At 54.5% G+C, this 21,810-nt stretch carries 17 protein-coding genes; 8 read left to right on the top strand and 9 right to left on the bottom strand.

The annotated features are described in order from the left end of the window. Positions 1 to 32 precede the first annotated feature (32 nt). From K4305_RS02920 to K4305_RS02900, 5 genes are all read left to right on the top strand, one after another. A complete protein-coding gene (locus tag K4305_RS02920; protein WP_331560840.1) occupies positions 33 to 1,718 on the top strand; it encodes a L,D-transpeptidase family protein in 1,686 nt (561 codons plus the stop codon). 3 nt (positions 1,719 to 1,721) lie between these two features. Then, positions 1,722 to 2,192: an SRPBCC family protein gene (locus tag K4305_RS02915; RefSeq protein ID WP_331560839.1), complete on the top strand. Its 471-nt coding sequence runs from the start codon at positions 1,722 to 1,724 to the stop codon at positions 2,190 to 2,192. Continuing rightward, positions 2,158 to 2,652 (top strand): putative molybdenum carrier protein, encoded by a 495-nt coding sequence (locus tag K4305_RS02910; protein WP_331560838.1) that lies wholly within the window; start codon positions 2,158 to 2,160, stop codon positions 2,650 to 2,652. Before K4305_RS02915 ends, K4305_RS02910 begins: the two co-directional genes overlap by 35 nt. 139 nt (positions 2,653 to 2,791) lie before the next feature. Then, complete coding sequence (locus K4305_RS02905) at positions 2,792 to 5,560, top strand: TonB-dependent receptor (protein WP_331560837.1); 2,769 nt, start codon at positions 2,792 to 2,794, stop codon at positions 5,558 to 5,560. 78 nt (positions 5,561 to 5,638) lie between these two features. Next, positions 5,639 to 6,697 carry a phytase gene (locus K4305_RS02900; RefSeq protein ID WP_331560836.1) on the top strand — a complete coding sequence of 353 codons (1,059 nt, stop codon included), beginning with the start codon at positions 5,639 to 5,641 and terminating at the stop codon, positions 6,695 to 6,697. An 11-nt stretch (positions 6,698 to 6,708) separates the two neighbouring features. On the opposite strand, the gene K4305_RS02895 is transcribed toward K4305_RS02900, so the two are convergent. The 9 genes from K4305_RS02895 to K4305_RS02855 form a co-directional block, all read right to left on the bottom strand. Continuing rightward, a complete protein-coding gene (locus K4305_RS02895) occupies positions 6,709 to 7,314 on the bottom strand; it encodes a cytochrome b/b6 domain-containing protein (RefSeq protein WP_331560835.1) in 606 nt (201 codons plus the stop codon). After that, a complete protein-coding gene (locus K4305_RS02890; RefSeq protein ID WP_442880418.1) occupies positions 7,311 to 8,828 on the bottom strand; it encodes a tetrathionate reductase family octaheme c-type cytochrome in 1,518 nt (505 codons plus the stop codon). The genes K4305_RS02895 and K4305_RS02890 overlap by 4 nt, the downstream gene beginning before the upstream one ends. 217 nt (positions 8,829 to 9,045) lie before the next feature. Next, entirely contained in the window at positions 9,046 to 9,501 is a 456-nt protein-coding gene (locus K4305_RS02885) for a peroxiredoxin (RefSeq protein ID WP_331560833.1), read from the bottom strand. Between the two features lie 157 nt (positions 9,502 to 9,658). After that, a complete protein-coding gene (gene metH / locus K4305_RS02880; protein WP_331560832.1) occupies positions 9,659 to 13,345 on the bottom strand; it encodes a methionine synthase in 3,687 nt (1,228 codons plus the stop codon). 77 nt (positions 13,346 to 13,422) lie between these two features. Further along, positions 13,423 to 14,100 carry an alpha/beta hydrolase gene (locus tag K4305_RS02875; RefSeq protein ID WP_331560831.1) on the bottom strand — a complete coding sequence of 226 codons (678 nt, stop codon included), beginning with the start codon at positions 14,098 to 14,100 and terminating at the stop codon, positions 13,423 to 13,425. Positions 14,101 to 14,105: 5 nt separating this feature from the next. Beyond that, positions 14,106 to 15,194, bottom strand: coding sequence for a tRNA 2-thiouridine(34) synthase MnmA (gene mnmA / locus K4305_RS02870; protein WP_331560830.1), 1,089 nt, complete (start codon positions 15,192 to 15,194; stop codon positions 14,106 to 14,108). Between the two features lie 3 nt (positions 15,195 to 15,197). Next, entirely contained in the window at positions 15,198 to 16,874 is a 1,677-nt protein-coding gene (locus tag K4305_RS02865; RefSeq protein ID WP_331560829.1) for an electron transfer flavoprotein-ubiquinone oxidoreductase, read from the bottom strand. A gap of 39 nt (positions 16,875 to 16,913) precedes the next feature. Beyond that, positions 16,914 to 18,296 carry a magnesium transporter gene (mgtE, locus tag K4305_RS02860; protein ID WP_331560828.1) on the bottom strand — a complete coding sequence of 461 codons (1,383 nt, stop codon included), beginning with the start codon at positions 18,294 to 18,296 and terminating at the stop codon, positions 16,914 to 16,916. A gap of 133 nt (positions 18,297 to 18,429) precedes the next feature. Next, complete coding sequence (locus K4305_RS02855; RefSeq protein ID WP_331560827.1) at positions 18,430 to 19,107, bottom strand: DNA-3-methyladenine glycosylase; 678 nt, start codon at positions 19,105 to 19,107, stop codon at positions 18,430 to 18,432. A gap of 175 nt (positions 19,108 to 19,282) precedes the next feature. Between K4305_RS02855 and K4305_RS02850 the strand changes: the two genes are divergently transcribed. From K4305_RS02850 to dapB, 3 genes are all read left to right on the top strand, one after another. Continuing rightward, positions 19,283 to 20,080, top strand: a complete 798-nt coding sequence (locus tag K4305_RS02850) for a ParA family protein (protein WP_331560826.1) — start codon at positions 19,283 to 19,285, stop codon at positions 20,078 to 20,080. Positions 20,081 to 20,106: 26 nt separating this feature from the next. Beyond that, positions 20,107 to 20,991: a ParB/RepB/Spo0J family partition protein gene (locus tag K4305_RS02845; RefSeq protein ID WP_331560825.1), complete on the top strand. Its 885-nt coding sequence runs from the start codon at positions 20,107 to 20,109 to the stop codon at positions 20,989 to 20,991. A 67-nt stretch (positions 20,992 to 21,058) separates the two neighbouring features. Beyond that, positions 21,059 to 21,805 (top strand): 4-hydroxy-tetrahydrodipicolinate reductase, encoded by a 747-nt coding sequence (dapB, locus tag K4305_RS02840; RefSeq protein WP_331560824.1) that lies wholly within the window; start codon positions 21,059 to 21,061, stop codon positions 21,803 to 21,805. The last annotated feature ends 5 nt before the right edge of the window (positions 21,806 to 21,810 follow it).

The raw sequence follows: 21,810 nt of genomic DNA, 5'->3' as shown, positions 1-21,810 counted from the left end.
ATATCATGCGTTTTTTAACCGGCGTCGTTTCCATGGCTATTATTTTTCTGCTGTTTCTCGTACTTGTTCCATCTCCTGCCATCCAGGCTGAGACTGGAGCGGTCGATCAGGGTAAGGTCAGGAGCACGGCCGTCAGGTCCCCCGAAGCGGGTTCTGCAATTGCTGCCCTGCTGCGGTGCCATTTCGAGGATCGTACCCGCAGCGTCGGGTCCGGTACAACCTCATCAAAGTCGTTCAAGAGCCAGCTTGGACGTTTTTACGCTACGCGGCAATACCTGCCGGTATGGACGGATCAGCGAATGATAGTCGAACTTCTTCAGGCTGTTGAGGATGCCGGCGACGATGGCCTCAATCCTGACGATTATCATATCGGCAAATTGCGCCGACTTTACGGAAACCCTTCCCGGACGCCCGCAGAGCAGGTTGGCGACGATCTGCTTCTGACCGATGCCTTTCTTACCCTGGCCTATCATCTGCGTTTCGGAAAGGTCGATCCGGAACGCATAGATCCTGACTGGAATCTCGACGTATCGGTACGTCGCGCAGCTATTGAATACAGGCTGCAACAGGCGATAACCGGAGGACGCGTCAGGGGGGCTCTCGACGAACTTCGACCCCGGCATCCGGAATATACGCAGTTGAAAAAAGGCCTTGCCCTGTATCGCTCGATCGCGAAGGCGGGCGGCTGGCAGCGAATTCCCGAGGGAGTATCGTTCAGGGAAGGAACAACTGACAGCCGCGTTCCTCTCCTGCGCAAGCGTCTTCGTGCGTCCGGCGACCTCTCGTCCGCTCTCGTCGATACATCGAACGTCTACAGCGCGGCGATGGTCGGGGCGGTCAAGCGTTTTCAGAAGCGGAACGGGCTTGAGGTTGATGGTATCGCCGGTCCGGCAACGGTACATGAACTGAATATTTCCGCAACAGAGCGTGTCGGGCAGATCCGGCTCAATCTTGAGCGATACCGCTGGTTTATCGGCGATATCGCGCCGACCCATCTGCTGGTCAACATACCGGGATTCACGCTGCAGTACGTTGAAAACGGCCGAATTCGCTGGGTTACGCGGGTGATTGTCGGACAGCCCTACAGGGAGACTCCCGTTTTCAAGGCGGATATGCAGTATATCGTCTTTAATCCGCAGTGGGTCATTCCGCCAACCATTCTTGCCAAGGATGCGCTGCCTGCAATTCGCAAGAACCGCTCATATCTCGACAGGAAAAGGCTGCAGGTAATCGATTCGAAAGGAAGGGTGGTCAATCCCGCATCCATTAACTGGTCGCAGTATACCGGCTCGAATTTTCCCTACCGTCTTCAGCAGTCGGCAGGAGACCATGGCGCGCTGGGCAGGATCAAGTTCATGATGCCTAACAAACATATTATTTACCTGCACGATACGCCGACGAAGGATCTTTTCGAAAAAAGCAGCCGTACGTTCAGTTCGGGGTGCATCAGGGTCGAAAATCCTCTCGAACTCGCCGAACTCGTGCTGCAGGACAGCGTGAAATGGAGCCGGTCGGCTATCGAATCAGCCATTGCTTCAGGAAAAACAGGCACGGTCTGGCTGCCGCGCAGGATTCCGGTATTTCTTCTCTATCTCACTGCGTTCGCCGAGGGGGATTCTGTGCTGTTCCGCCAGGATGTCTACAATCGCGACAGCAGGCTTCTCAATGCACTCGATACGCCTGTACCTGAATATAAAATAGAAAGTTGCAGACTCTGAACCATGGCATTTACCGTTGACATAGCGCTTACGCGCGATATGGCTGTTCCGGAAAGTCCGGAGGGGGTGTTTTCGCTTCTGGCCGATGTTCCCCGTTCAGCATCGCATTTTCCGAATGTTGAGACTCTTGTCGATCTCGGGGAAAATGCGTTTCGCTGGGAGATGCATAAAATCGGCATCGCCGGTTATACCCTCCAGCAGACGGTCTATGCCTGCCGGTATCGTGCTGACGAGGCTGCAGGCGTGGTTTCCTGGGTTCCGGTTGATGGCGTCGGCAATGCCGCTGTCGAAGGGGAATGGATTGTTCGGCCCGATGGTGCAGGTACGGCGGTTACCCTGAAGACCAGAGGAGTTCTTTCCGTTGACTTTCCCTCTTTTCTGCAGTTTATGCTTTCTCCGCTTATTGTAATGGAATTTACCGGAATGGTCGACCGCTATATTGAAAACCTCAGGACAACTTTCTCTGCCCGGTAGTATTCTGCCGCACAGGATTATTTCCGGAGGCCAGACCGGAGTTGATCGGGCGGCTCTAGATGCGGCTCTTGAGGCAGGCCTGCCTCATGGCGGCTGGTGCCCGAAAAACCGGCGAGCCGAGGATGGTCCCCTTCCGATGCGCTACCTTTTAAGCGAAACATCAGCCACGGCATACCATATCAGAACTTCCAGGAATGTTCGCGATTCGGACGGAACGCTGGTGATTCTGCGCAATCGACTGCAGGGAGGAACGCTCTATACCGTCCGGTGCGCTGAAAAAGCCGGAAAACCCTTATTGATGATCCGCCTGCCTGAAGCTTTGCCGGTCGAGGCTGCTATCGGCTGGATGAGCGACCATGCTATTACCGTTCTTAATGTTGCCGGTCCGAGGGAGAGTTCGGAACCCGGCATTTACGAAGAATCTTTTCGCTGGATCAGCGATCTTTTCCGAAAGTTCTGAACCGTCAGCCCTTTTTCACGCCCGAAATTTACAGAAACGTAACTCGCCGCTTCTTTTTTTAACCCCTTTTAAATCCTAACATTCTGCCGGTCTTGCAATGGTCTCCCGGTGGTTGCTCAACAAAGAAAAGGGGTTTTTCATGAAGAAAAAAATGCGAAAGGTTTTCGCCTTCTGTTTTCTGGCGCTTATCGGCGGTACTGTTAACGGAACGGTTCAGGCCGCGGAGCCGAAAACCGGTGTTGTATCGCGTCATGTGCTTACCGGCAGGGTGCTCGATCAGTCGGACGGCATGCCGCTGCCAGGGGTCAGCGTAACGGTAAAGGGAACAAGTCAGGGCGCCGTCACCGATCAGGCCGGGTATTTCAGGATAGACAATATTGCAGGCGGTTCGGCCATCATAGCGGTCTCCTATCTTGGCTACGTTTCTGCGGAGTATCCGGTTTCGTTTCTGTCGGGCAATCCATCGACGCTTGCTGTCGGCTTGAAACCCGGAGTGCTGATGGGCCGGGAGGTTGTCGTTATCGGCGAGCAGCTCAAGGGTCAGGCGAAGGCGCTTAACCAGCAGAAAAACAGCGATAATATCGCCAATATCATTGCTGCCGACCAGATCGGAAAATTTCCCGATTCCAATACAGGCGACGCCCTGAAACGAATTCCGGGTATAAGCGTTTTCGGCGACCAGGGCGAAGCCCGGTTCGCTCATATCCGCGGTACTGAACCCCGATTCAATTCGGTGATGATCAACGGCGAAAGAATTCCGTCGGCTGAAGCCGAAGGCCGAAGCGTACAGCTCGATCTTGTGCCTGCCGATATGATTCAGACAATCGAAGTCAATAAAACATTGACGCCGGACATGGATGCCGATGCAATCGGTGGTTCGATCAATCTTGTCACCAAGGTTCCCGCAGGAAAACGCATTTCAGTCCTTGCCGCAGGCGGCGCTAACCTGATCGAGGAAAACGGCGGTGGTCGCTACCAGTTCGCCGGCACCTACGGCGATCGTTTTTTCGACGGCAAGCTCGGCGTCGTGGTGAGCGCCTCGTATTACGACAACTCTTTCGGTTCGGACGATATTGAAGCGGTCTGGGACAGGGACGAAGACGACAAGCCCGTTCTCGACGAATTCGAAATCCGAACCTACGAGATTCAGCGCATACGCAGGAGCCTCTCTGCCGGACTCGACTATCGCTTCAACGAAAACCACGTTCTGAAATTTACCGGCATCTACAACTGGCGCGAAGACTGGGAGAACCGGTATCGTGTAACCTACAAGGATCTTCTTGAAAAAAAAGCGGAAATCGTTTATCAGGACAAGGCGGGAGTCGACAAGAACGCCCGACTCGAAGATCAGAAGATGATGTCGTTCGCTCTGGGCGGCGAACACGAATTCGGTCGCCTTTCGGTCGATTGGCAGGCATCCTATGCAAAGGCTTCAGAAGAGCGCCCAAACGAGCGGTATATCGAAATGGTTGCGAAAACCGGGGATTTCTCCGTCGATGCGTCGAACCCGGGAAAGCCGTTCGTTTCCGTTTCCGATGCCCTTCGCGGAGGCATTTCGGATAATGGAGAGTGGGAGCTCGACGAACTGACGGAAGAGTACCAGTACACCGAGGATATCGATACGAATTTCGCCCTGAATCTCAAGTACAAGGTATCCGATGCCCTACAGCTGAAATTCGGCGGGCGTATACGGGACAAATCGAAGAAACGTGACAACGAGTTTTTCGAGTATGAACCTGTTGATGATGCCGCATTCATGGATTCCGTCTATGACAATCTTTCCGATCTTGACAAGGATCATTTCCTGCCCGGAGAGATATACCAGCCAGGCAATTTTGTCAGCAGCGAGTTCGTTGGTTCCCTCGATCTCGATTCGGACGATTTCGAAAAAGAAGATGCTCCCGAAGAGCTTGCGGAAAACTTTACGGCTACTGAGCAGATCAAGGCGGCTTACGCCATGGCAACCTGGGATGCTACCGACAAGCTTCGCATTATCGGCGGCGTCAGGATGGAGCATACCCGCAACGAGTACGACGCCTTTTATTACGATGACGAAGATGAATCCCTGACTCCTGTTTCCGGCACGCCGAAGGAGTATACCAGCATTCTGCCCTATATTCATTTTCTTTACCGTATCGACGATCGCACCAATATCCGGCTGGCTTACACGCACTCGCTGGCAAGGCCGGATTATTTCGATCTTGCTCCGTATCGTCAGCTTATAAGAGACGATGAGGAGATTTATATCGGCAATCCGTCGCTCGAACCGACGCTTTCGAAGAATATCGATGTTATGGTCGAACGGTACCTCGGCAATGTAGGCGTGCTTTCGGCGGGTCTGTTTTACAAGGATATATCCGATTTCATAGTTACCCGCAAAACAGAAGATACGGCAACCGGTTACGATCTCTATCAGCCGGTCAACGGCGGGGATGGATCGCTCACAGGCATCGAACTTGCGGCTCAGTTCCAGATGCCCTTTCTGAAAGGGCTCGGTCTTTACCTGAACTACACCTGGACACAATCGGAGATCGACAATTTCAATATCGATGGACGGGAGGATGACGATCTGCCGCTTCCCGGCAGTCCCGAGCATCTGTTCAACGCTTCGGTCTCCTACGAAACAGGCCCCTTGACCGTGAGGCTTTCGGGTAATTACCATAGTGATTTCATCGATTCCGAAGAGGGCTCGATCGGAGAGGAGAGCTGGGAAGATCGCTACTACGACAGCTCGTTCACCCTTGACTTCAATGGAGCCTATCGTCTCGGCAAGGAGTTGCAGCTGTTTTTTGAAATCAGTAACCTTACCAACCAGCCAATGCGTTTTTATCAGGGAGAGAAGCAGTATGTGGCCCAGGAAGAGTGGTACGACCGGAAATTCCTGGTTGGTCTGAAAGCGGATTTCTGAACGCCGACATTCGATTGATCTCAGGGCGGAACCGTCCCTTTGTTCCGCCCTTTTTATTAATGGTTTTCGATTACTGCTATGACGGGAAAACAACTGAAGGCATGCTTTCTGGCCCTGATCTGCTGCACTGTTTCGGCTTGTTCCGAAAATGAGAGGGAGAAAAAAGAAGGGGTTTTAAGGCCTGTAGTCATAACCGAAAAAGTTTCCCATGATTCTGACGATCCGGCCATATGGATCGATTTCTCCGATCACAGCCGGAGCCTGATTCTCGGAACGGACAAGGATGAGGATGGCGCGATCTGTGTTTTTGATCTTCAGGGGCGAATACTGAAACACAAGTGCATTCATGGCATAAAGCGTCCGAACAATATCGATGTCGAATACGGCCTTCTGCTCGATGGCAAGTCTGTCGATATCGCGGTCTTTACCGAAAGACTTGCCGGCAAGCTGCGTGTGTTCACTCTACCGGATATGAAGGCTGTCGATTCGGGAGGGATTCCGGTCTTTGCCGGAGAAAAGGATGATGCTCCGATGGGGGTGGCATTGTACAAACGTCAGCAGGATGGAGCGATCTATGCCGTGGTTAGTCGAAAAAACGGGCCTGTCAATGGGGGTTATCTCTGGCAGTATCGGCTTGAAGATAATGGAAGAGGGGGAGTACGGGCCACCCTGGTCAGGAAATTCGGTAACTGGAGCGGAAAAAAGGAGATCGAGGCAGTTGCCGTTGACGATAGTACCGGTTACGTCTATTATTCTGATGAGGGTTATGGCGTAAGGGTATATCATGCTGATCCGCGAAGTAACGATGCCGAGAGGGAGCTTGACCTGTTTGCAGAGACGGGTTTCGCTGCAGACCATGAAGGTATTGCCGTTTTTTCCGGAAACGACGGCAAACGGATTGTTGCGGTTTCCGATCAGGGGGCAGGAAAACTGCAATTTTTCAGCGGGGCCGGAAGTGACGGGGACACCAGGGTGTTGCACCGTTTCGTTCATAACGTAACGATAAGCGCAAGAAATACCGACGGAATCGATGCTTCATCTGTCATCCGGACGGCGGATTTTCCCGACGGACTGTTTGTTGCCATGTCTGACGACAGTACGTTTCACTATTATTCGATCAGGGACCTGGGATTATAGACATTTATCCTTCAGTCGTCAACCTCCTCCCAGCCGGTTATCATGGCCTTGATGTTTGATGTCAGTGTATGGCCTGTGGTTGTCATGTAGACGTGCATGATCACGAAACCTATCAGCATATAGGCAAGAAGGGTATGGATAAGGGCTATGGGCTCGAGCCAGCCCGGATTCATGCCGAGCGCCACCAGTTCATTAAAATAGTAATAGGCAAACCCGAAAATGATCTGCAGCGGCAAACCGACAAGCGTGAGCATCAGATAGGTTATTCTCTGCAAAGGGTTGAGTCGTGATATCTCGTTTTTTTTGAAAGGGTGCGGTTCGTTCATGAAAATTCCAACCATGTAGTAGCGAACCTGCATCATGATCTTTTCGAGCAGGTTTCCTTCGGTCAGGTACTGTCGGAAATCGCCGGTTGTGATATACCAGAAAAAAGCCAGCAGGATGAATCCCATCAACCCCCATGCGAAGAAATTATGGATATTGAATGCGGTCTCGTAACCCATGAGTTTGAAGAGTCCGTGCACTTCGAGTCCGGTGAAGAGCAGCGCGAAGATGATGATGGCCTGCATCCAGTGCCAGAAGCGCTGAAATCTGGCATAAAGGTAGACTTTTCTCATGCTGCACCTCCGCTGAGGGATTTTTTGTTGGCAAGATATCTCATGATCGCATGGGCCATAACCCCGAAAAGCGAACCAACTATGACCAGAAGGCCGGTGATTTCTACGATCGGGTTTGTATCCCTGCCGGGAAGGTAGAAGCCGCTGAGGTTCTTGAGTCTGCCGTCGCGGGCATGGCACTCAACGCAGCCGAGGGCATCCTCTTTGGGAGAAACCATATGGGAAATCGGCCAGTACATTTCGGTTTCCACGAATCCGTATTTTCCGCTGTACTCCATTCCGGCATATTCCATGCCTTTCTGTATGGCAATTCCCCAGTTGAAGTCCGACCAGTAGGCCCCTGAACCTTTCGGGCCGAAAAGTTTCGGCTTGACGAACCGTTTGTGTACCGGATCGTAGGGTTGCAGACCGCGGTGCACCTTGAAGGGCCATATTCTTGACAAGGTATCTCCGGAATACCCGTCCGGGTGATTGATGGCTACAACGCTTTTGTCGTCGATTTTCGTGAGGAATGTGATGTAGTTCATCTCCCCGTTGAACCAGCGGTATTCCGGTTCGATGTTTTCAGCCCATCTGAACTCGCCTTTTTTAGTGACGTAAACAGGATTTCCCGAAACGTCCTTGCGTGTTATTTCCTTGCCGCTTCTGTCGAACTTTCCGGCTTTCGACCAGTCCCACCACATCTTTGTCGGTCTTTCCTTTGCGATGGCCGGTATATGGCAGGTCTGGCAGGCAACCTTGTCGATATGGTCATCGAGCTTTTTGTTCTGTTTGTGCGGTTTCAGTCCGTGGCAAGAGCTGCATGTGGTCGGGTAGTCGTCAGGAAGAGGATAGTCGAATCCATGCACGTCACGGGCCTGAGGTTCGTAGCGGCTTCCGGGAACCTGATGCCCTTCGGTTTTGTGGCAGTCGGTGCAGGTCATGTTCAGCTCGTTCTTGCCGACGGCCATGTGCACGTCGAGCGATTTACCGGGTTTGAGCAGCGAGTTGTCAAGGTCTCCGTGCTTGACGGCATCGGCGCCGCCGCCCTCGAAATGGCAGATGCCGCAATTATGCCGGTCGGGATGTCCGACATGCTGAGCCACGAAGGAGAGATCGACTTTCGGAAAGGTTTTTTTCTCGAATACCGTAACCTCATAGGCGGGATGACCGGCTCCTGCGGGCAGCTTTTTGTAGGTTCCTGTCATATCATGGCACACGAGGCAGTCTACGTTGAGTTCGCTTTTAAAATCGAAGCTTTTATCCTTCCAGTTATAGCCTATATGGCAAGAGGTACATCTCGGCTCGTTGCCTTCGACTGAAATGCAGAAGTTGTTGACCACATGTTTTTTTCCGAGCCGCTTGCCGTCTTTCATCGGCACGTCCCAGGTCCAGTGCTTGGTGCGATGCAACTGTTTCGAGGCTTCGGTATGGCAGGTAAGGCAGGCTTTCGTGACCTCCGGACCGTTTTTGAACTCCTGCTGCAGGACCTTGAACTTTGTGTGGTCCGCAGTTGAAATCATGAGAGAATCCATCTGGAGGTGGAAGGTTTTTGCCGGAAGCGTCTGCGGAAATGCATAAATGGCGGCAAGAAGAAGACAGATCCCGGAGAACAGCAGTTTTTTCATGGCACCAGGAGTCAGGTTTCAGAGAGGATAGACCGAACCTACTCCTGTAATGTACAATTAACTTTATGAAATATCGACACTTAACGATTGTTATGCCGCTGTTTTCCGATTATTGCCTGTAGGGTTATTCCGGTTTCATCGCATCAATTTTTGCCAGCAGGTCCCGGGTGGACTGGTAAAAAAGGGGCAGGAGGTCGTTGAACGCAAGACGTACCATGCCTTGTTCATCGATGAGAACGTATGCCCGTTTCGACATGCCGAGGAAGTCCATTGCGTCGTAGAGACGGCTTACCTGTTTGTCATGGTCGCTGAGCAGGGTAAAAGGAAGGCTGTTCTTTTCGCCGAACTGCTTGTGCGAATCGATGGTGTCGGTACTGACGGCAAGTATGGTGATATCCCGTTTGGTGAACTCTGTATAGTTGTCGCGGTAGCTGCAGAGCTGCGTTGTGCAGACCGGCGTGTCGTCGCCGGGGTAGAAGACAAGCAGAACTTTTTTGCCTGTATAGTCCGACAGTGAGATCATGTTTCCTTCCGAATCGGGAAGGGTGAAATCCGGGGCCTTGGTGTTTTCGGCGATCATCGGTGTTTTATTTGAGTTGAACCGAGTGTTTCAGTTGAAACAGCATCGAGGGCTTCGTGGTTTCAGCGGCGCGGAAAAAGCGTGATGGAGCTTTTGGACGATGTGGACAGGCAACGGTGGTTGTGCGTGCCTGTCCGTGTGCGTCAGTGCTTTTCCTTTACTCCGGGTCGTAGTTGAGCGCCGGTGCGAGCCATTTTTCGGTTTCATGGACGCTCATGCCTTTGCGTGCTGCGTAATCTTCGACCTGATCCCTTCCGATTTTGCCGAGCATGAAGTAGCGGGATTGGGGATGGGCGAAGTAGAAGCCGCTCACCGAGGCCGCGGGGTTCATCGCACAGGTTTCGGTAAGGGTGATGCCGGTGTTTGTTTCGGCGTTGAGCAGCGTGAAGAGTTCGGCTTTTTCCGTATGGTCGGGGCATGCCGGATATCCTGGTGCCGGACGGATGCCGCGGTATTTCTCTGCAAGGAGTTCTTCCGAGCCGAGGATTTCGTCGGGGGCGTATCCCCATAGTTCGCGACGCACTTTTTCGTGCAGCATTTCAGCGAAGGCTTCGGCAAGGCGGTCGGCAAGCGCTTGCGCCATGATGCGGTGGTAGTCGTCGTGTTCGTCGGTGAACTTCCTGAGCAGCCGCTCGATACCGAGTCCTGCGGTAACGGCGAAGCCGCCGATGTAGTCCTTTCTGCCGCTCTCTTTCGGGGCTATGAAATCGGCAAGCGCGAGATTGGGTTCTCCGGCCGGTTTTTCCTGCTGCTGGCGCAGGGTGTGGATGGTCATGAGCACCGTTGAGCGGGTTTCATCGACGTAAACTTCGATATCGTCTCCGGTGCTGTTGGCCGGGAAGAGGCCCGCAACACCTCTGAAAGCGAGCAGCTTTTCGCTGCCGATACGGTCGAGCAGCTTCGATGCGTCGTCGAACAGTTTTCTTGCTTCGTCGCCGAATTTCACGTTTTCGAAAATCTGCGGGTAGCGTCCGTGGAGTTCCCAGGTCAGGAAGAACGGCGTCCAGTCGATGTAGGGCCTGAGAGCTTCCGCCGTCACCTCTTCGAAGAGGGTGATTCCTGGTTTCAGGGGCGTTTGCAGTGATTCGTCGTTCCAGTCGAGCGAGGGGCGGTTGGCGCGCGCGGCTTCAAGCGAGATATACTTTTTTTCAGTCATGCGCGAGGCGTGGCTCTCCCGGAGGGCGGCCTGATCCGCTTTCAGTTTGCCGATGTAGTCGTCGGAAAGCGAGGGGTTGAGCAGGCTGTTCACCACGGGTACGCTGCGTGATGCGTCGAGCACCTGCACAACGGCGCCGGAATATGCCGGAGCGATCTTTACCGCGGTATGCATGCGCGACGTTGTTGCGCCGCCGATCAGGAGGGGGATCTTCATACCGAGGCGTTCCATTTCGCGGGCAACGTGCACCATCTCGTCAAGCGACGGGGTGATGAGACCCGACAGACCGAGAAGGTCGGCTTTTTCGCGTTCCACGGCTTCGAGGATCTTTTCGCAAGGCATCATGACGCCGATATCGATAACCTCGTAGTTGTTGCAGGAGAGCACGACGGAGACGATGTTCTTGCCGATGTCGTGCACGTCGCCCTTGACGGTGGCAAGCAGCACCCTGGCGGCAGGTTTGCTGTTTTTCTGCCGGGTTTTCTCCTCTTCGATGTATGGAATCAGCCATGCTACCGAGCGTTTCATGACGCGGGCGCTCTTGACTACCTGCGGCAGGAACATCTTGCCTTCGGCAAAGAGGTCGCCGATGGTGTTCATGCCGTCCATGAGCGGTCCTTCGATCACCTGCAGCGGGCTGGGGTAGAGCTGGCGAGCTTCTTCGGTATCCTCGTCGATGTACTCGACGATACCCTTGACGAGCGCGTGGCGCAGCCGTTCCTCGACCGGCAGGCTTCTCCATTCCGCGGCTTTGGCTTCGATTTTCTCGCCGCCTTCACGGATGGTTTCGGCGAAGCTTACCAGCCGTTCGGTGGCGTCCTCGCGCCGGTTCAGCAGCACATCCTCGACGCGCAGGAGCAGTTCTGGCTCGATATCCTCGTAGATCGCAAGCTGGCCGGCGTTGACGATGCCCATGTCGAGTCCGGCTTTTATGGCGTGGTACAGGAATGCTGCGTGCATGGCTTCGCGTACCGGCTCGTTGCCGCGGAAAGAGAATGAGACGTTGCTGATGCCGCCGGAGACTTTCGCGTGAGGAAGGTTCTCCTTGATCCATCGTACCGACTCGATGAAGTCAACTGCGTAGTTGTTGTGCTCTTCTATTCCGGTCGCCACGGTCAGCACGTTCGGATCGAAAATGATGTCTTCGGGAGGGAAGCCGACTTCGCGGGTCAGAATGTCGTATGCCCTGCCGCAGATCTGCTTGCGACGTTCGAGGCTGTCGGCCTGGCCCTGTTCGTCGAAGGCCATCACCACGGTTGCCGCTCCGTACTGCAGGATTTTGCGTGCCCGGTCCCTGAAAGGTTCTTCGCCTTCCTTGAGGCTGATGGAGTTCACGATGCTTTTTCCCTGCACGCACTGCAGTCCCTCTTCTATAACCGACCATTTCGAGCTGTCGATCATGACCGGTACACGCGCTATTTCGGGTTCTGAAGCGATAAGGTTAAGGAACTCCTTCATCACCTTCTCGCTGTCGAGCATGCCTTCGTCAACGTTCACGTCGATCACCTGGGCTCCGCTTTCGACCTGCTGGCGGGCGATGGAAAGCGCTTCGTCGTAATTGCCTTCCTTGATGAGACGGGCGAATTTTCGCGATCCGGTCACGTTGGTGCGTTCGCCCACGTTGATGAATCCGGTCGTCCGGTTGACCATAAGGGGTTCGAGTCCGGATAGCTGGAGTTCATGTTTCGGTTCGGGTTTCCGTCGCGGCTTCAGGGTTTTTACGGCTTCGGCAATCGCCCTGATGTGGTCGGGAGTGGTGCCGCAGCAGCCTCCTACAATGTTGACGAAGCCCGATTGGGCGAAGCCGGCTATCTGCGCGGCCATGTACTCAGGCGAGTCGTCGTACTCTCCGAACTCGTTGGGGAGTCCGGCGTTGGGATAGACGCTCACGTAGCTTTCCGCTACGGCGGACATCGCTTCGATGAAAGGGCGCATCTGTTTCGAGCCGAGCGCGCAGTTCAGGCCGACCGAGAGCAGGTCGGGCATGTGCGCGATTGATATCCAGAACGCTTCGGTGGTCTGGCCCGAGAGCGTACGGCCGCTGGCGTCAACCACAGTGCCGGAGACCATGACCGGCACCCGTTTTCCGGTTGCGTTGAAATATTCCTCGACGGCAAAAAGCGCGGCTTTGCAGTTCAGGGTATCGAAAACGGTTTCGATGAGCAGCAGATCGACGCCGCCTTCCATGAGCCCTTCGAGCTGCACGATATAGTTGTCGACCACTTCGCGGAAGGTGACCGCCCGGTATCCGGGGTTGTTGACGTCCGGAGAGAGCGAGAGGGTTTTGTTAGTCGGACCGATGGAACCAGCCACGAAGCGCGGTTTGTCCGGGGTTTTCGCAGTGTATTCGTCGGCGGCTTTTCGTGCAAGCCGGGCTGCGGCGAGGTTCAGTTCCTTTACCAGGCCGACGGCGTTGTAGTCGGCCTGGGAAATCGGATTTGCATTGAAACTGTTGGTTTCGATGATGTCCGAGCCCGCTTCGAGAAAGTCGCAGTGGATGGCGTGGATGATGTCGGGCTGGGTCAGCACCAGCATGTCGTTGTTGCCGATGAGCGGATGGTCGTGCGCAGCGAACCGCTCGCCCCGGTAATCGGCTTCCTGGAGTTTGTGGCGCTGGATCATGGTGCCCATGGCGCCGTCGAGCACGAGAATGCGCTCTTCGAGCAGGTTCAAGAGTGTGTCCTTCATTCGTTACGGCATAGCGGCGTTAGAAAAAAAGAAGAATATACGATTCTCCCGGGAGAATCGGTTTTCAGGGAACGCATTCATACTTCCCTGTTCGCTCTTCCGGCCCTTGCCCGGAGCCACTCCGAAGCGAGACTGAGTGCGGCGGGGCTGATTTCGTGTGCCATCGGAAACTCCCGATAGGTCAGGTCGGCGACGATTTCTTTAAGGAAGTTGTTCGCCTCTTCTCCTTTCGCAATGGGCAGCACATCGTCGAACAGGCCGTGTATCACGAGGAAAGGCAACTGCCGGAGTTGTTCGATGCTGCTTTCGGGAACCGTTTCGCGTCGGGGCAACTGGCCTGAACAGGCTATCACGCCGTGCAGCAGGTCGGGGCGTTCGAATGCCGCAAGATAGCTCATCACCGATCCCTGACTGAATCCCATGAGCCAGACGCGGTTTCCTTTCGGGCGGTATTCTTCGAGAATCTCTTCGATAAAGCCGATCAGTTGCGTTCCGGCCTCCTTTGCGGCCTGGTAATCGACGGTAATGCCGTTGGCCGTGAATTCGATGGGGAACCAGCCGAACATGCCGAAGTCAAGCGTGTGAGGCGCTCTTGCGCTGACGTACCGGAGTTTTTCGTTCAGTATCGGGCCAAGCTGAATGAGATCTTTTTCGTTGCTGCCGTAACCGTGCAGCATGATCATGATATCTGCGTTTTCGGGTTCGCGAGGTGCGAGGTCGAGACTGACGAGCGACCGTTGTTTTCTCTGGATCATAGGAGCTATCGTGATTTCAGGGGTTGATGTACATGGCTGATGAATCCTCCCCCGAGTACTTCGTCGGTATGGTAGAAGACTACTGCCTGTCCCGGAGTTACGGCATGTTTCGGTTCGAGGAAGGTGACGAGAGCCTGGTTTTTTTCCTGTGGTTCGATGATGCATGGGGCCTCCCGGTCGCGATACCGGATCCTGGCGAGCGATTCGAACGATGCGGACGGGGGATCGATCCCTATCCAGTTGAGTCCGGCAGCCAGAAGAGTGCGGCATTCGAGATCGGATTTCGGGCCGACAGTGATGCGATTTCCGAGAGGATCGAGCCCCGTTACATAGAGCGGTTCCGGAGCGGAGATGCCGAGCCCCCGGCGCTGCCCGATGGTGTAGAACGGGTAACCGCGGTGCCGTCCGAGTACGTTGCCCTTCCGGTCGACGATCTCGCCTCCCGCAACCTGTTGTTCGAGCCCGGGAATCGAGTTGCAGAGGTAGCTGCAGTAGTCGTCGTGCGGTACGAAGCAGATCTCCTGGCTCTCCTTTTTTTCGGCAGCCCGAACTCCGAACTGCCGGGCAAGCTCGCGCACTTCCGGCTTGCAGAGACCGCCGAGCGGGAGGAGGGTTTTCGAAAGCTCTTTCTGTGCAAGCATCCAGAGGAAGTAGCTCTGGTCTTTCTGCCGGTCGGTGCCCTTGAAAAGCCGGTGCCGTCCTTCGCTGAATGCGGTGCGGGCGTAGTGGCCGGTAGCGATGAATTCTGCGCCGAGCATCCCGGCGCCTTCAAGCAACCCATGCCATTTGACGCGTTTGTTGCAGACCATACAGGGGTTCGGCGTCCTTCCTTCAAGGTAGTCAGTACGGAAATAGCCGATGACCTCGTCGAAAAACCGGGAGCTCAGGTTCAGGCTGTATACCGGAATCTGAAAGTCCGGGTGGTCGCTGATGACGAGCGGCGAGGGTTCGATGCATGGTTCCGCAACAGGAGCGTCGAGCACCCTGATGTTCAGCCCGATGACCTTGTACCCCTGCTGTTTGAGCAGGCAGGCGGCTACGGCGGAATCGACACCGCCTGATATTCCGGCTACGACGGTTTGTTCTTCTGGCATGATCTAACCAAGTTTGTATCCTGGCCCCCCGCCGCCTTCAGGAGGTATCCAGGTGATGACGCCGTAAGGATCGGCAAGGGCGCAGGTTTTGCAGTGCAGGCAGTTCGATGCGCTTATCCTGAGTGCCGGTTCCGGCGTCCGCGTGAATGCGTAGACGTTTGCCGGGCAGAACCGTGTACAGGGATTCCCGTATTCCTCCGTACACTTTCGAAGGCATATTTCCGCCATATCGGCAGGGGCGATGCGCAGGTGGCAGGGCTGGTTTTCCTCGTGCTTGGTTCCGGAACGGAAGAGGCACTCCTCCTTGCCGAAGGAGAGCTGTCCGTCGGCACGAACAGGAGGTTGCGGGGGTTCCTGTCTTGTTTTTTTTGCGTGTCCGGACCGGGTGGAGTTGTTTTTTTTAAAGAGAAAGGGGGATGCGAGAGACAGACCGGGAAATTTCAGCTGCATCCCTGTCTGCAGGAGTCCATGATAGAGTCCTTTATCGAAAGCCTGCCTGAAATGTCTTGCGGCATGCAGTTCATCGTATGCCCAGGAGCATCTGAACCGTTCCTCGTAACCCTGAAGCGCAGAAGCGGAAAAGTCGTTGCGGAGCAGCGCCTCGAAGATGGTATCGGCGGCCAGCATGCCTGACTTCATGGCAAGGTGTATACCCTTGAGCCGCTGCATGTTCAGCATCCCTGCGGATTCACCGGTGAAAAGAAACCCCGGTCCGGACATCTGTCCCATGGCATCGAGCCCGCCCGAGGTGATGGTTTTTGCGCCGTACTCAAGAAGCGTGCCGCCTTTGAGCACGGCTGCGATTGCCGGATGCTGTTTGAAGAGCTGGAGGTTTGCGTGCGGGTCGGATTCCGGGGCTTGCGGGTCTATAGCCGTTACGTAGCCGACAGAAACCTCCGTAGGGGAAAATGCGTAAAGCCAGCCTCCGCCGTAGGTATCAGGAGCGAGGGGATAGCCGAAGGTGTGCCATGCCTCGCCGGCTTCGATCGTGCCTTCCGGTATTTTCCATACCTCTTTCACTCCGGTTTCATAATGCTGCGGCGCCGACCCGCGCCGCAGAGAAAATATGTTCTGCAGTTCGGTTGCGAGCGTTCCTGCAACCCCCTCTCCGATTACCGTGATCTTTGCTCTCAGTTCGGCGCCCGGCAGGTAATCCGGCTTCTGTTTTCCGAGACGGTCGATGCCGAGGTCGCCGGTCAGCAGTCCGCATACAGAGCCGTTTTCAACGATCGGTTTCACGGCTGCCGTGTTCGTGAACAGCTCGACTCCCGCTGTTTCAGCCTCTCCCGCCATCCAGTAGCCGAGTCGGCTGAGCGAGACGAGAGGGTGGCCGCTGTTACGGAACGGTTCGGGAATCGCTGGAACAGAAAAAGATCTTTTTGCGGTAAGGAACAGGATCCGGTCTCGGGATACGATTGTATCGAGAGGGCAATTTCTGTCACGGAAATCAGGCAGGAGCTCGGTCAGCGCTTTCGTATCGAGCACCGCGCCGGACAGCAGGTGAGAGCCTGCATGTCTGCCCTTGTCGACTACGGCTATTGCCGGATCGAGCGGTTCTGCCGGGTGTTGTTCGTTATGGAGGGAAACGAGCTGTTTCAGGCGGATGGCCGAAGCGAGGTTTGCGGGGCCGCCGCCGGCAAAAACAATATCGAAGGCAAGTGATTCGCGTTCTTCTTTCAAGGGTAGCTCCGTTTTCATTATCAGCGGGTTTCGTCCCTTTCACAGCAGGATGCCGCGCAGGAGCATTGATGCGACGCTGAAATAGATGACGATTCCGGTCACATCGACGATGGTGGCTACGAACGGAGCCGAAGATGTTGCCGGATCGAGCCCGACGCGCTGCAGGAGCAGCGGCAGCATCGATCCTGCAAGGGTTCCGAGCAGCACGATGCAGATAAGCGCGACCCCGACCGTTATGCCTACGGCCAGCCACGAAGGGTCGTAGATGCCGAGGATATGAGACCATGTTATCACCCTGAAAAATCCGATGAGGCCGAGAATACTGCCGAGGGCAAGTCCCGAAACGATCTCTCTGCGCATGACGGCGAGCCAGTCCCTGATGGTGATTTCACCAAGCGCAAGTGAACGGATGATGAGCGTAGCCGTCTGAGATCCGGAATTGCCGCCGCTGGAAATGATAAGCGGAATATAGGTGGCCAGCACGATTGCTTTGGAGAGTTCATCCTCGAAAAAGGCCATGGCCGAAGCCGTGAGCATTTCGCCGATGAACAGCACAACAAGCCAGACCGCCCGTTTTCTGATAACTTCGTGGAGCGGCAGGTCCATATAGGGTTCATCGAGAGCTTCGATACCGCCGAACTTCTGGATATCTTCGGTCTCTTCCTCCTCAGCCACATCGAGCATATCATCTACCGTGACCACACCGATAAGGTATCCGTTCGAGTCCACTACGGGTAGCGCCACGTTGTCGTAACGCTTGAAGGCTTCGAGGGCGTCCGACTGGTCCTGCGTTGCCGTAAGGGTGACGATTTTATCCTCGGATATGATATCGCGCACCTTTTTGTCCGGCTGGGAGAGCAGCAGCTCCCTTGCCAGCAGTTCCCCCTTGAGTTTTCCATGGTCATCGACCACGTATATGACGTTCAGGGTTTCGCTCTCATGGCCGTAGGTGCGGATATACTCGAGCACCTGGTTCATGTCCCAGTCTTTCTTGACGCTGAGGTAGTCCGGCGACATAAGCCTTCCCACGCTGCCTTCCGCGTAGGCCAGCAGGGTCTTGGCGATCTTGAACTCCTTGAACGAGAGCAGCTTGAGCAGTTCCTGGGCTACCGGACCGGGCAGTTCCTCGAGCAGGGCGGTACGGTCGTCCGCCGACATGCTGTTGAGGATATGGGTGACATCTTTCTTCGTGAGCGCGGTGAGCAGGTTCTGCTGCGAATCGAAATCGAGGTATTCGAACGTCTCCGTAGCGAGTTCCTTGGGCAGCAGTCGGTAGAGGATGGCCTGTTCGTTTTCCGGCAGGTCGGAGATCAGCTCCGCCAGATCGGCAGGCATCCAGTCATTGAAAATCCGCTGAAGCGCGCTGAAATTGCGGCGCTCGATCAGTTCCCTGATTTCCGGAAGTATAGGGGTCCCGATCATGCTGTAAAGGGTTTAGAGTTCAGCCGAAAAAAAGAAACTTTTTCCGAACTTTCCAACAGCAGAGGCTTCGATGCCGTAGCGTCCTTATTTATAGTGATTTATAATCGATTTTCAGAACATTTTCACGTTTTTTTCATAATCCGCCGGAACCGATTTTTCCATGGCCCGTCTTTCTATCGACGCCGGACGTACCGGAGGAGTCAATCGGACGGCTCCGGTACTCCGGTATCTTTGCTCTCGATACGTGCGGATTGCCGATGATGAATCTCCGCCAGGGCAGGTTGCGGCTTCTGGTAATGCCTGTTCGCGGGCTTTTTCCTATGGCATCCTCCCGAAGTTCCGGAGCGTTCCCGATATGGAATTCGTCGCCGAAAAGCGAACTGCCGTTGCAGCTCAGATCGATTGCCATTGCCTGCGTCAGCTTGCCGGGGCCGCTCATGAGGTTGGCGGCAAGCGCAGTTTTGCGCCGTTCCTGCATGAACGCTTCTCCTGCAAGCGGTTCCATGGCCCGAATCAGCACGGCGCCAGCGGTGTGCTCGGGTTCGCTGACGATATTGAGCATGTAGTGGCTGCCGTAGGTAAAGTAGACGTAGAGTCTGCCCGGTTCGGCGAACATCATGCTGTTTCTTTCCGTTTTACCCCGCCATGCATGGCAGGCTTCGTCCCCGATACCGAGATAGGCTTCGGTTTCGACGATCATGCCTCTGAGCTCAAGTCCGCCTTTCAGCCGTCGCACGAAAATTTTGCCGAGGAGCTTTTCTGCAAGCTCGAGAGTCGGACGATCGAAGAAGGGTTTTTCAAGGCGCCTCATGCATCGGTTATTCCTGTTTGTAAAAGTGCGGGTAAGTATTATAATGTAACAAGTCATGACTGATCTTCGGGAGATCCCCGATGCTTTGTTTCATTGTCCGGCCTTTTGCGATGCCGCACAGATGAAAAAGCGGGAAGGGTTCCCTTTAACAGCTGTAAAATTACCTGCTTGTTACATGGGCAGAGTTATTGCGATTGCAAACCAGAAAGGAGGGGTTGGTAAAACAACCACCGCTGTAAATATAGCCGCGTCGATTGCCATTTCCGAGTTCAGGACGCTTCTTATCGACATAGATCCCCAGGCAAACGCAACCTCCGGATTCGGCATCGAAACGGGGGACGAGATCGATAATACCTTTTATCAGGTGATGGTCAAGGGCGGCAATATCGAAGACGCCATTCACCAGTCGAGCCTGGAATATCTCGACGTGCTGCCCTCGAACGTGAATCTCGTCGGCATGGAGGTCGAACTGGTGAACATGCGGGAACGCGAGTATGTGATGCAGAAAGCGCTCCGGGATGTACGGAACCGCTATGATTACGTCATAATCGACTGTCCTCCGTCGCTCGGCCTCATAACCCTGAACTCTCTTACGGCAGCGGATTCCGTACTCATTCCGGTGCAGGCCGAATACTATGCTCTCGAAGGGCTTGGCAAGCTGCTCAATACAATCAGCATCGTGCGCAAGCACCTGAATCCGAAGCTCGAAATCGAAGGAGTGCTGGTTACCATGTTCGACGCACGCCTGAGACTTGCGACGCAGGTGGCAGAAGAGGTGAAGAAGTACTTCAAGGACAAGGTCTACAAAACCTATATCCGCAGGAACGTGCGTCTTTCCGAAGCGCCGAGTCACGGCAAGCCTGCGCTGCTCTATGATGCGCAGAGCCTCGGTTCCAAGGATTACCTCGATCTGGCACGGGAGATATTTGAAAGGGACGGCAATATTAAAAAATTCAAGGTACGGAAGCAGTAGCCGGCCATGGAAGCATGATGGATGGTATGACAAAGAAAGCGTTAGGAAAAGGCCTCAAAGCCCTTATTCCGGATGAAGGGTTTGTCGCTTCCCCGAAGGAAGAAGCGGAAGCACCGGCAAGTGAGGGGTCTGTCGGCAGCCTTCCTGTCGAGAAAATCAGGACGAACCCCTTCCAGCCCCGAAAAGAGTTCGATGAAACCGCTCTGGAGGAACTGAAGAACTCCATTATCGAAAACGGGGTGATTCAGCCCGTGACGGTCTGCCGTGACGGCGATGCCTACCAGCTCATCAGCGGCGAGCGGCGCCTCCGCGCGGTCACTCAGGCGGGGTTCAAGTATATACCCGCTTATATTATCGAAGTGCATGAGGATTCCAGCAAGCTGGAACTCGCCCTCATCGAAAATATCCAGCGCGAGGATCTGAATGCCATCGAGGTGGCTCTTGCCCTGAAAAGCCTTACCACGAAATGCCGTCTTACCCAGGACGAGATTGCTCAGAAAGTAGGCAAGAACCGTTCTACGGTGAGCAATTTTCTCAGGCTTCTGAAGCTGCCGATGGCTATCCAGGACAGTATCCGCAATCGGGAGATTTCTTCGGGTCATGCCCGCGCGCTCGTAAATCTTCCGGGGGAACAGCAGCAGATCAAGGCGTGGAAACAGATTCTCGCTCGTCAGCTTTCAGTTCGCCAGACTGAAATGCTGGTGAACCGGATGTTCAAGGAGCAGTCTAAACTTCCGCCTGCAGCAGCAGAGAGCGCTCCGCATATCGATCAGCTTGAATCGAGACTGCGTTCCCGGCTGGCGACCAAAGTAAAGATCGTCGAAAAAAAAGCCGGTAAAGGTGAGATACACATCCAGTATTTCTCCCATGACGATCTCGAACGTATTCTCGACATCATGGGGGAAGGGTAGAGTCTTCCGGAAAGATTGCCGGATTTTCATTGCATACAGTTAATTACAAGGACGATTTTCAGGTTTTATGAAATTCACATTGATTGGCAGCGGACGGATGGGGCAGCAGGTCGCCGGAGTGATCAAGCGCTCCGGAATCCATGAAATCGCTTCGATGCTTGATGATCGGAACAGCATCAGTGCAGAGAGTTTTCTGGGCAGCGACGCCATAATCGATTTTACCGTCAGGGATGCGTTTCTGCAGAACCTTTCGGCCATACTGCAGTCGCGCGTACCGGTTGTCGTGGGTACCACGGGATGGGATGATGTGATGGGGGATGTCAGACTCAGGGTGCAGGATAGCGGTTCGTCGCTGCTGTATTCTGCGAATTTTTCCCTTGGTGTCAACATTTTTCTGCGTACGGTCAGGGAGGCGGCGCGACTGATCGCTCCCTTCGATCATTTCGATATCGCATTTTCCGAGCATCATCATACCGGCAAGGCCGATTTTCCCAGCGGTACCGCGCTCAGGGCTGCGGATATGATTATGTCCGTCAATCAGAGGAAGAAATCCGTTGTCCGCGAACTTTCCGAAGACCGGAAAATAGCGCCCGAAGAACTGCAGGTATCGGCTCTCCGTCTGGGCAGTGTTTTCGGAAAACATACGGCGTATATCGATTCCGATATGGATGAAATCACCGTGTCGCATACCGCAAAGAATCGCGAGGGGTTCGCGTCGGGGGCAGTGCAGACTGCGAAATGGCTTGCGGCACGCCATACCACTTCGCCCGGATTCTACACCATGGACGATTTTCTTGACGAGATGCTTGCATGAAGGAA

Source organism: Chlorobium sp. (genome assembly GCF_036528655.1).
Lineage (GTDB): Bacteria > Bacteroidota > Chlorobiia > Chlorobiales > Chlorobiaceae > Chlorobium.
Note: the sequence above shows the minus strand (reverse complement) of the source record. Positions and strands in the feature narration are given on the sequence as shown.

Excerpts from the sequence above, each read along its gene's own strand:
- K4305_RS02915 (WP_331560839.1), top strand. The coding sequence starts at position 1,722 with ATGGCATTTACCGTTGACATAGCGCTTACGCGCGATATGGCTGTTCCG.
- K4305_RS02900 (WP_331560836.1), top strand. The coding sequence starts at position 5,639 with ATGACGGGAAAACAACTGAAGGCATGCTTTCTGGCCCTGATCTGCTGC.
- dapB (WP_331560824.1), top strand. The coding sequence starts at position 21,059 with ATGAAATTCACATTGATTGGCAGCGGACGGATGGGGCAGCAGGTCGCC.
- K4305_RS02895 (WP_331560835.1), bottom strand. The coding sequence starts at position 7,314 with ATGAGAAAAGTCTACCTTTATGCCAGATTTCAGCGCTTCTGGCACTGG.
- K4305_RS02845 (WP_331560825.1), top strand. The coding sequence starts at position 20,107 with ATGACAAAGAAAGCGTTAGGAAAAGGCCTCAAAGCCCTTATTCCGGAT.
- K4305_RS02920 (WP_331560840.1), top strand. The coding sequence starts at position 33 with ATGGCTATTATTTTTCTGCTGTTTCTCGTACTTGTTCCATCTCCTGCC.
- K4305_RS02855 (WP_331560827.1), bottom strand. The coding sequence starts at position 19,107 with ATGAGGCGCCTTGAAAAACCCTTCTTCGATCGTCCGACTCTCGAGCTT.
- mnmA (WP_331560830.1), bottom strand. The coding sequence starts at position 15,194 with ATGCCAGAAGAACAAACCGTCGTAGCCGGAATATCAGGCGGTGTCGAT.
- K4305_RS02890 (WP_442880418.1), bottom strand. The coding sequence starts at position 8,828 with ATGGATTCTCTCATGATTTCAACTGCGGACCACACAAAGTTCAAGGTC.
- metH (WP_331560832.1), bottom strand. The coding sequence starts at position 13,345 with ATGAAGGACACACTCTTGAACCTGCTCGAAGAGCGCATTCTCGTGCTC.
- K4305_RS02850 (WP_331560826.1), top strand. The coding sequence starts at position 19,283 with ATGGGCAGAGTTATTGCGATTGCAAACCAGAAAGGAGGGGTTGGTAAA.
- mgtE (WP_331560828.1), bottom strand. The coding sequence starts at position 18,296 with ATGATCGGGACCCCTATACTTCCGGAAATCAGGGAACTGATCGAGCGC.
- K4305_RS02905 (WP_331560837.1), top strand. The coding sequence starts at position 2,792 with ATGAAGAAAAAAATGCGAAAGGTTTTCGCCTTCTGTTTTCTGGCGCTT.
- K4305_RS02885 (WP_331560833.1), bottom strand. The coding sequence starts at position 9,501 with ATGATCGCCGAAAACACCAAGGCCCCGGATTTCACCCTTCCCGATTCG.
- K4305_RS02875 (WP_331560831.1), bottom strand. The coding sequence starts at position 14,100 with ATGATCCAGAGAAAACAACGGTCGCTCGTCAGTCTCGACCTCGCACCT.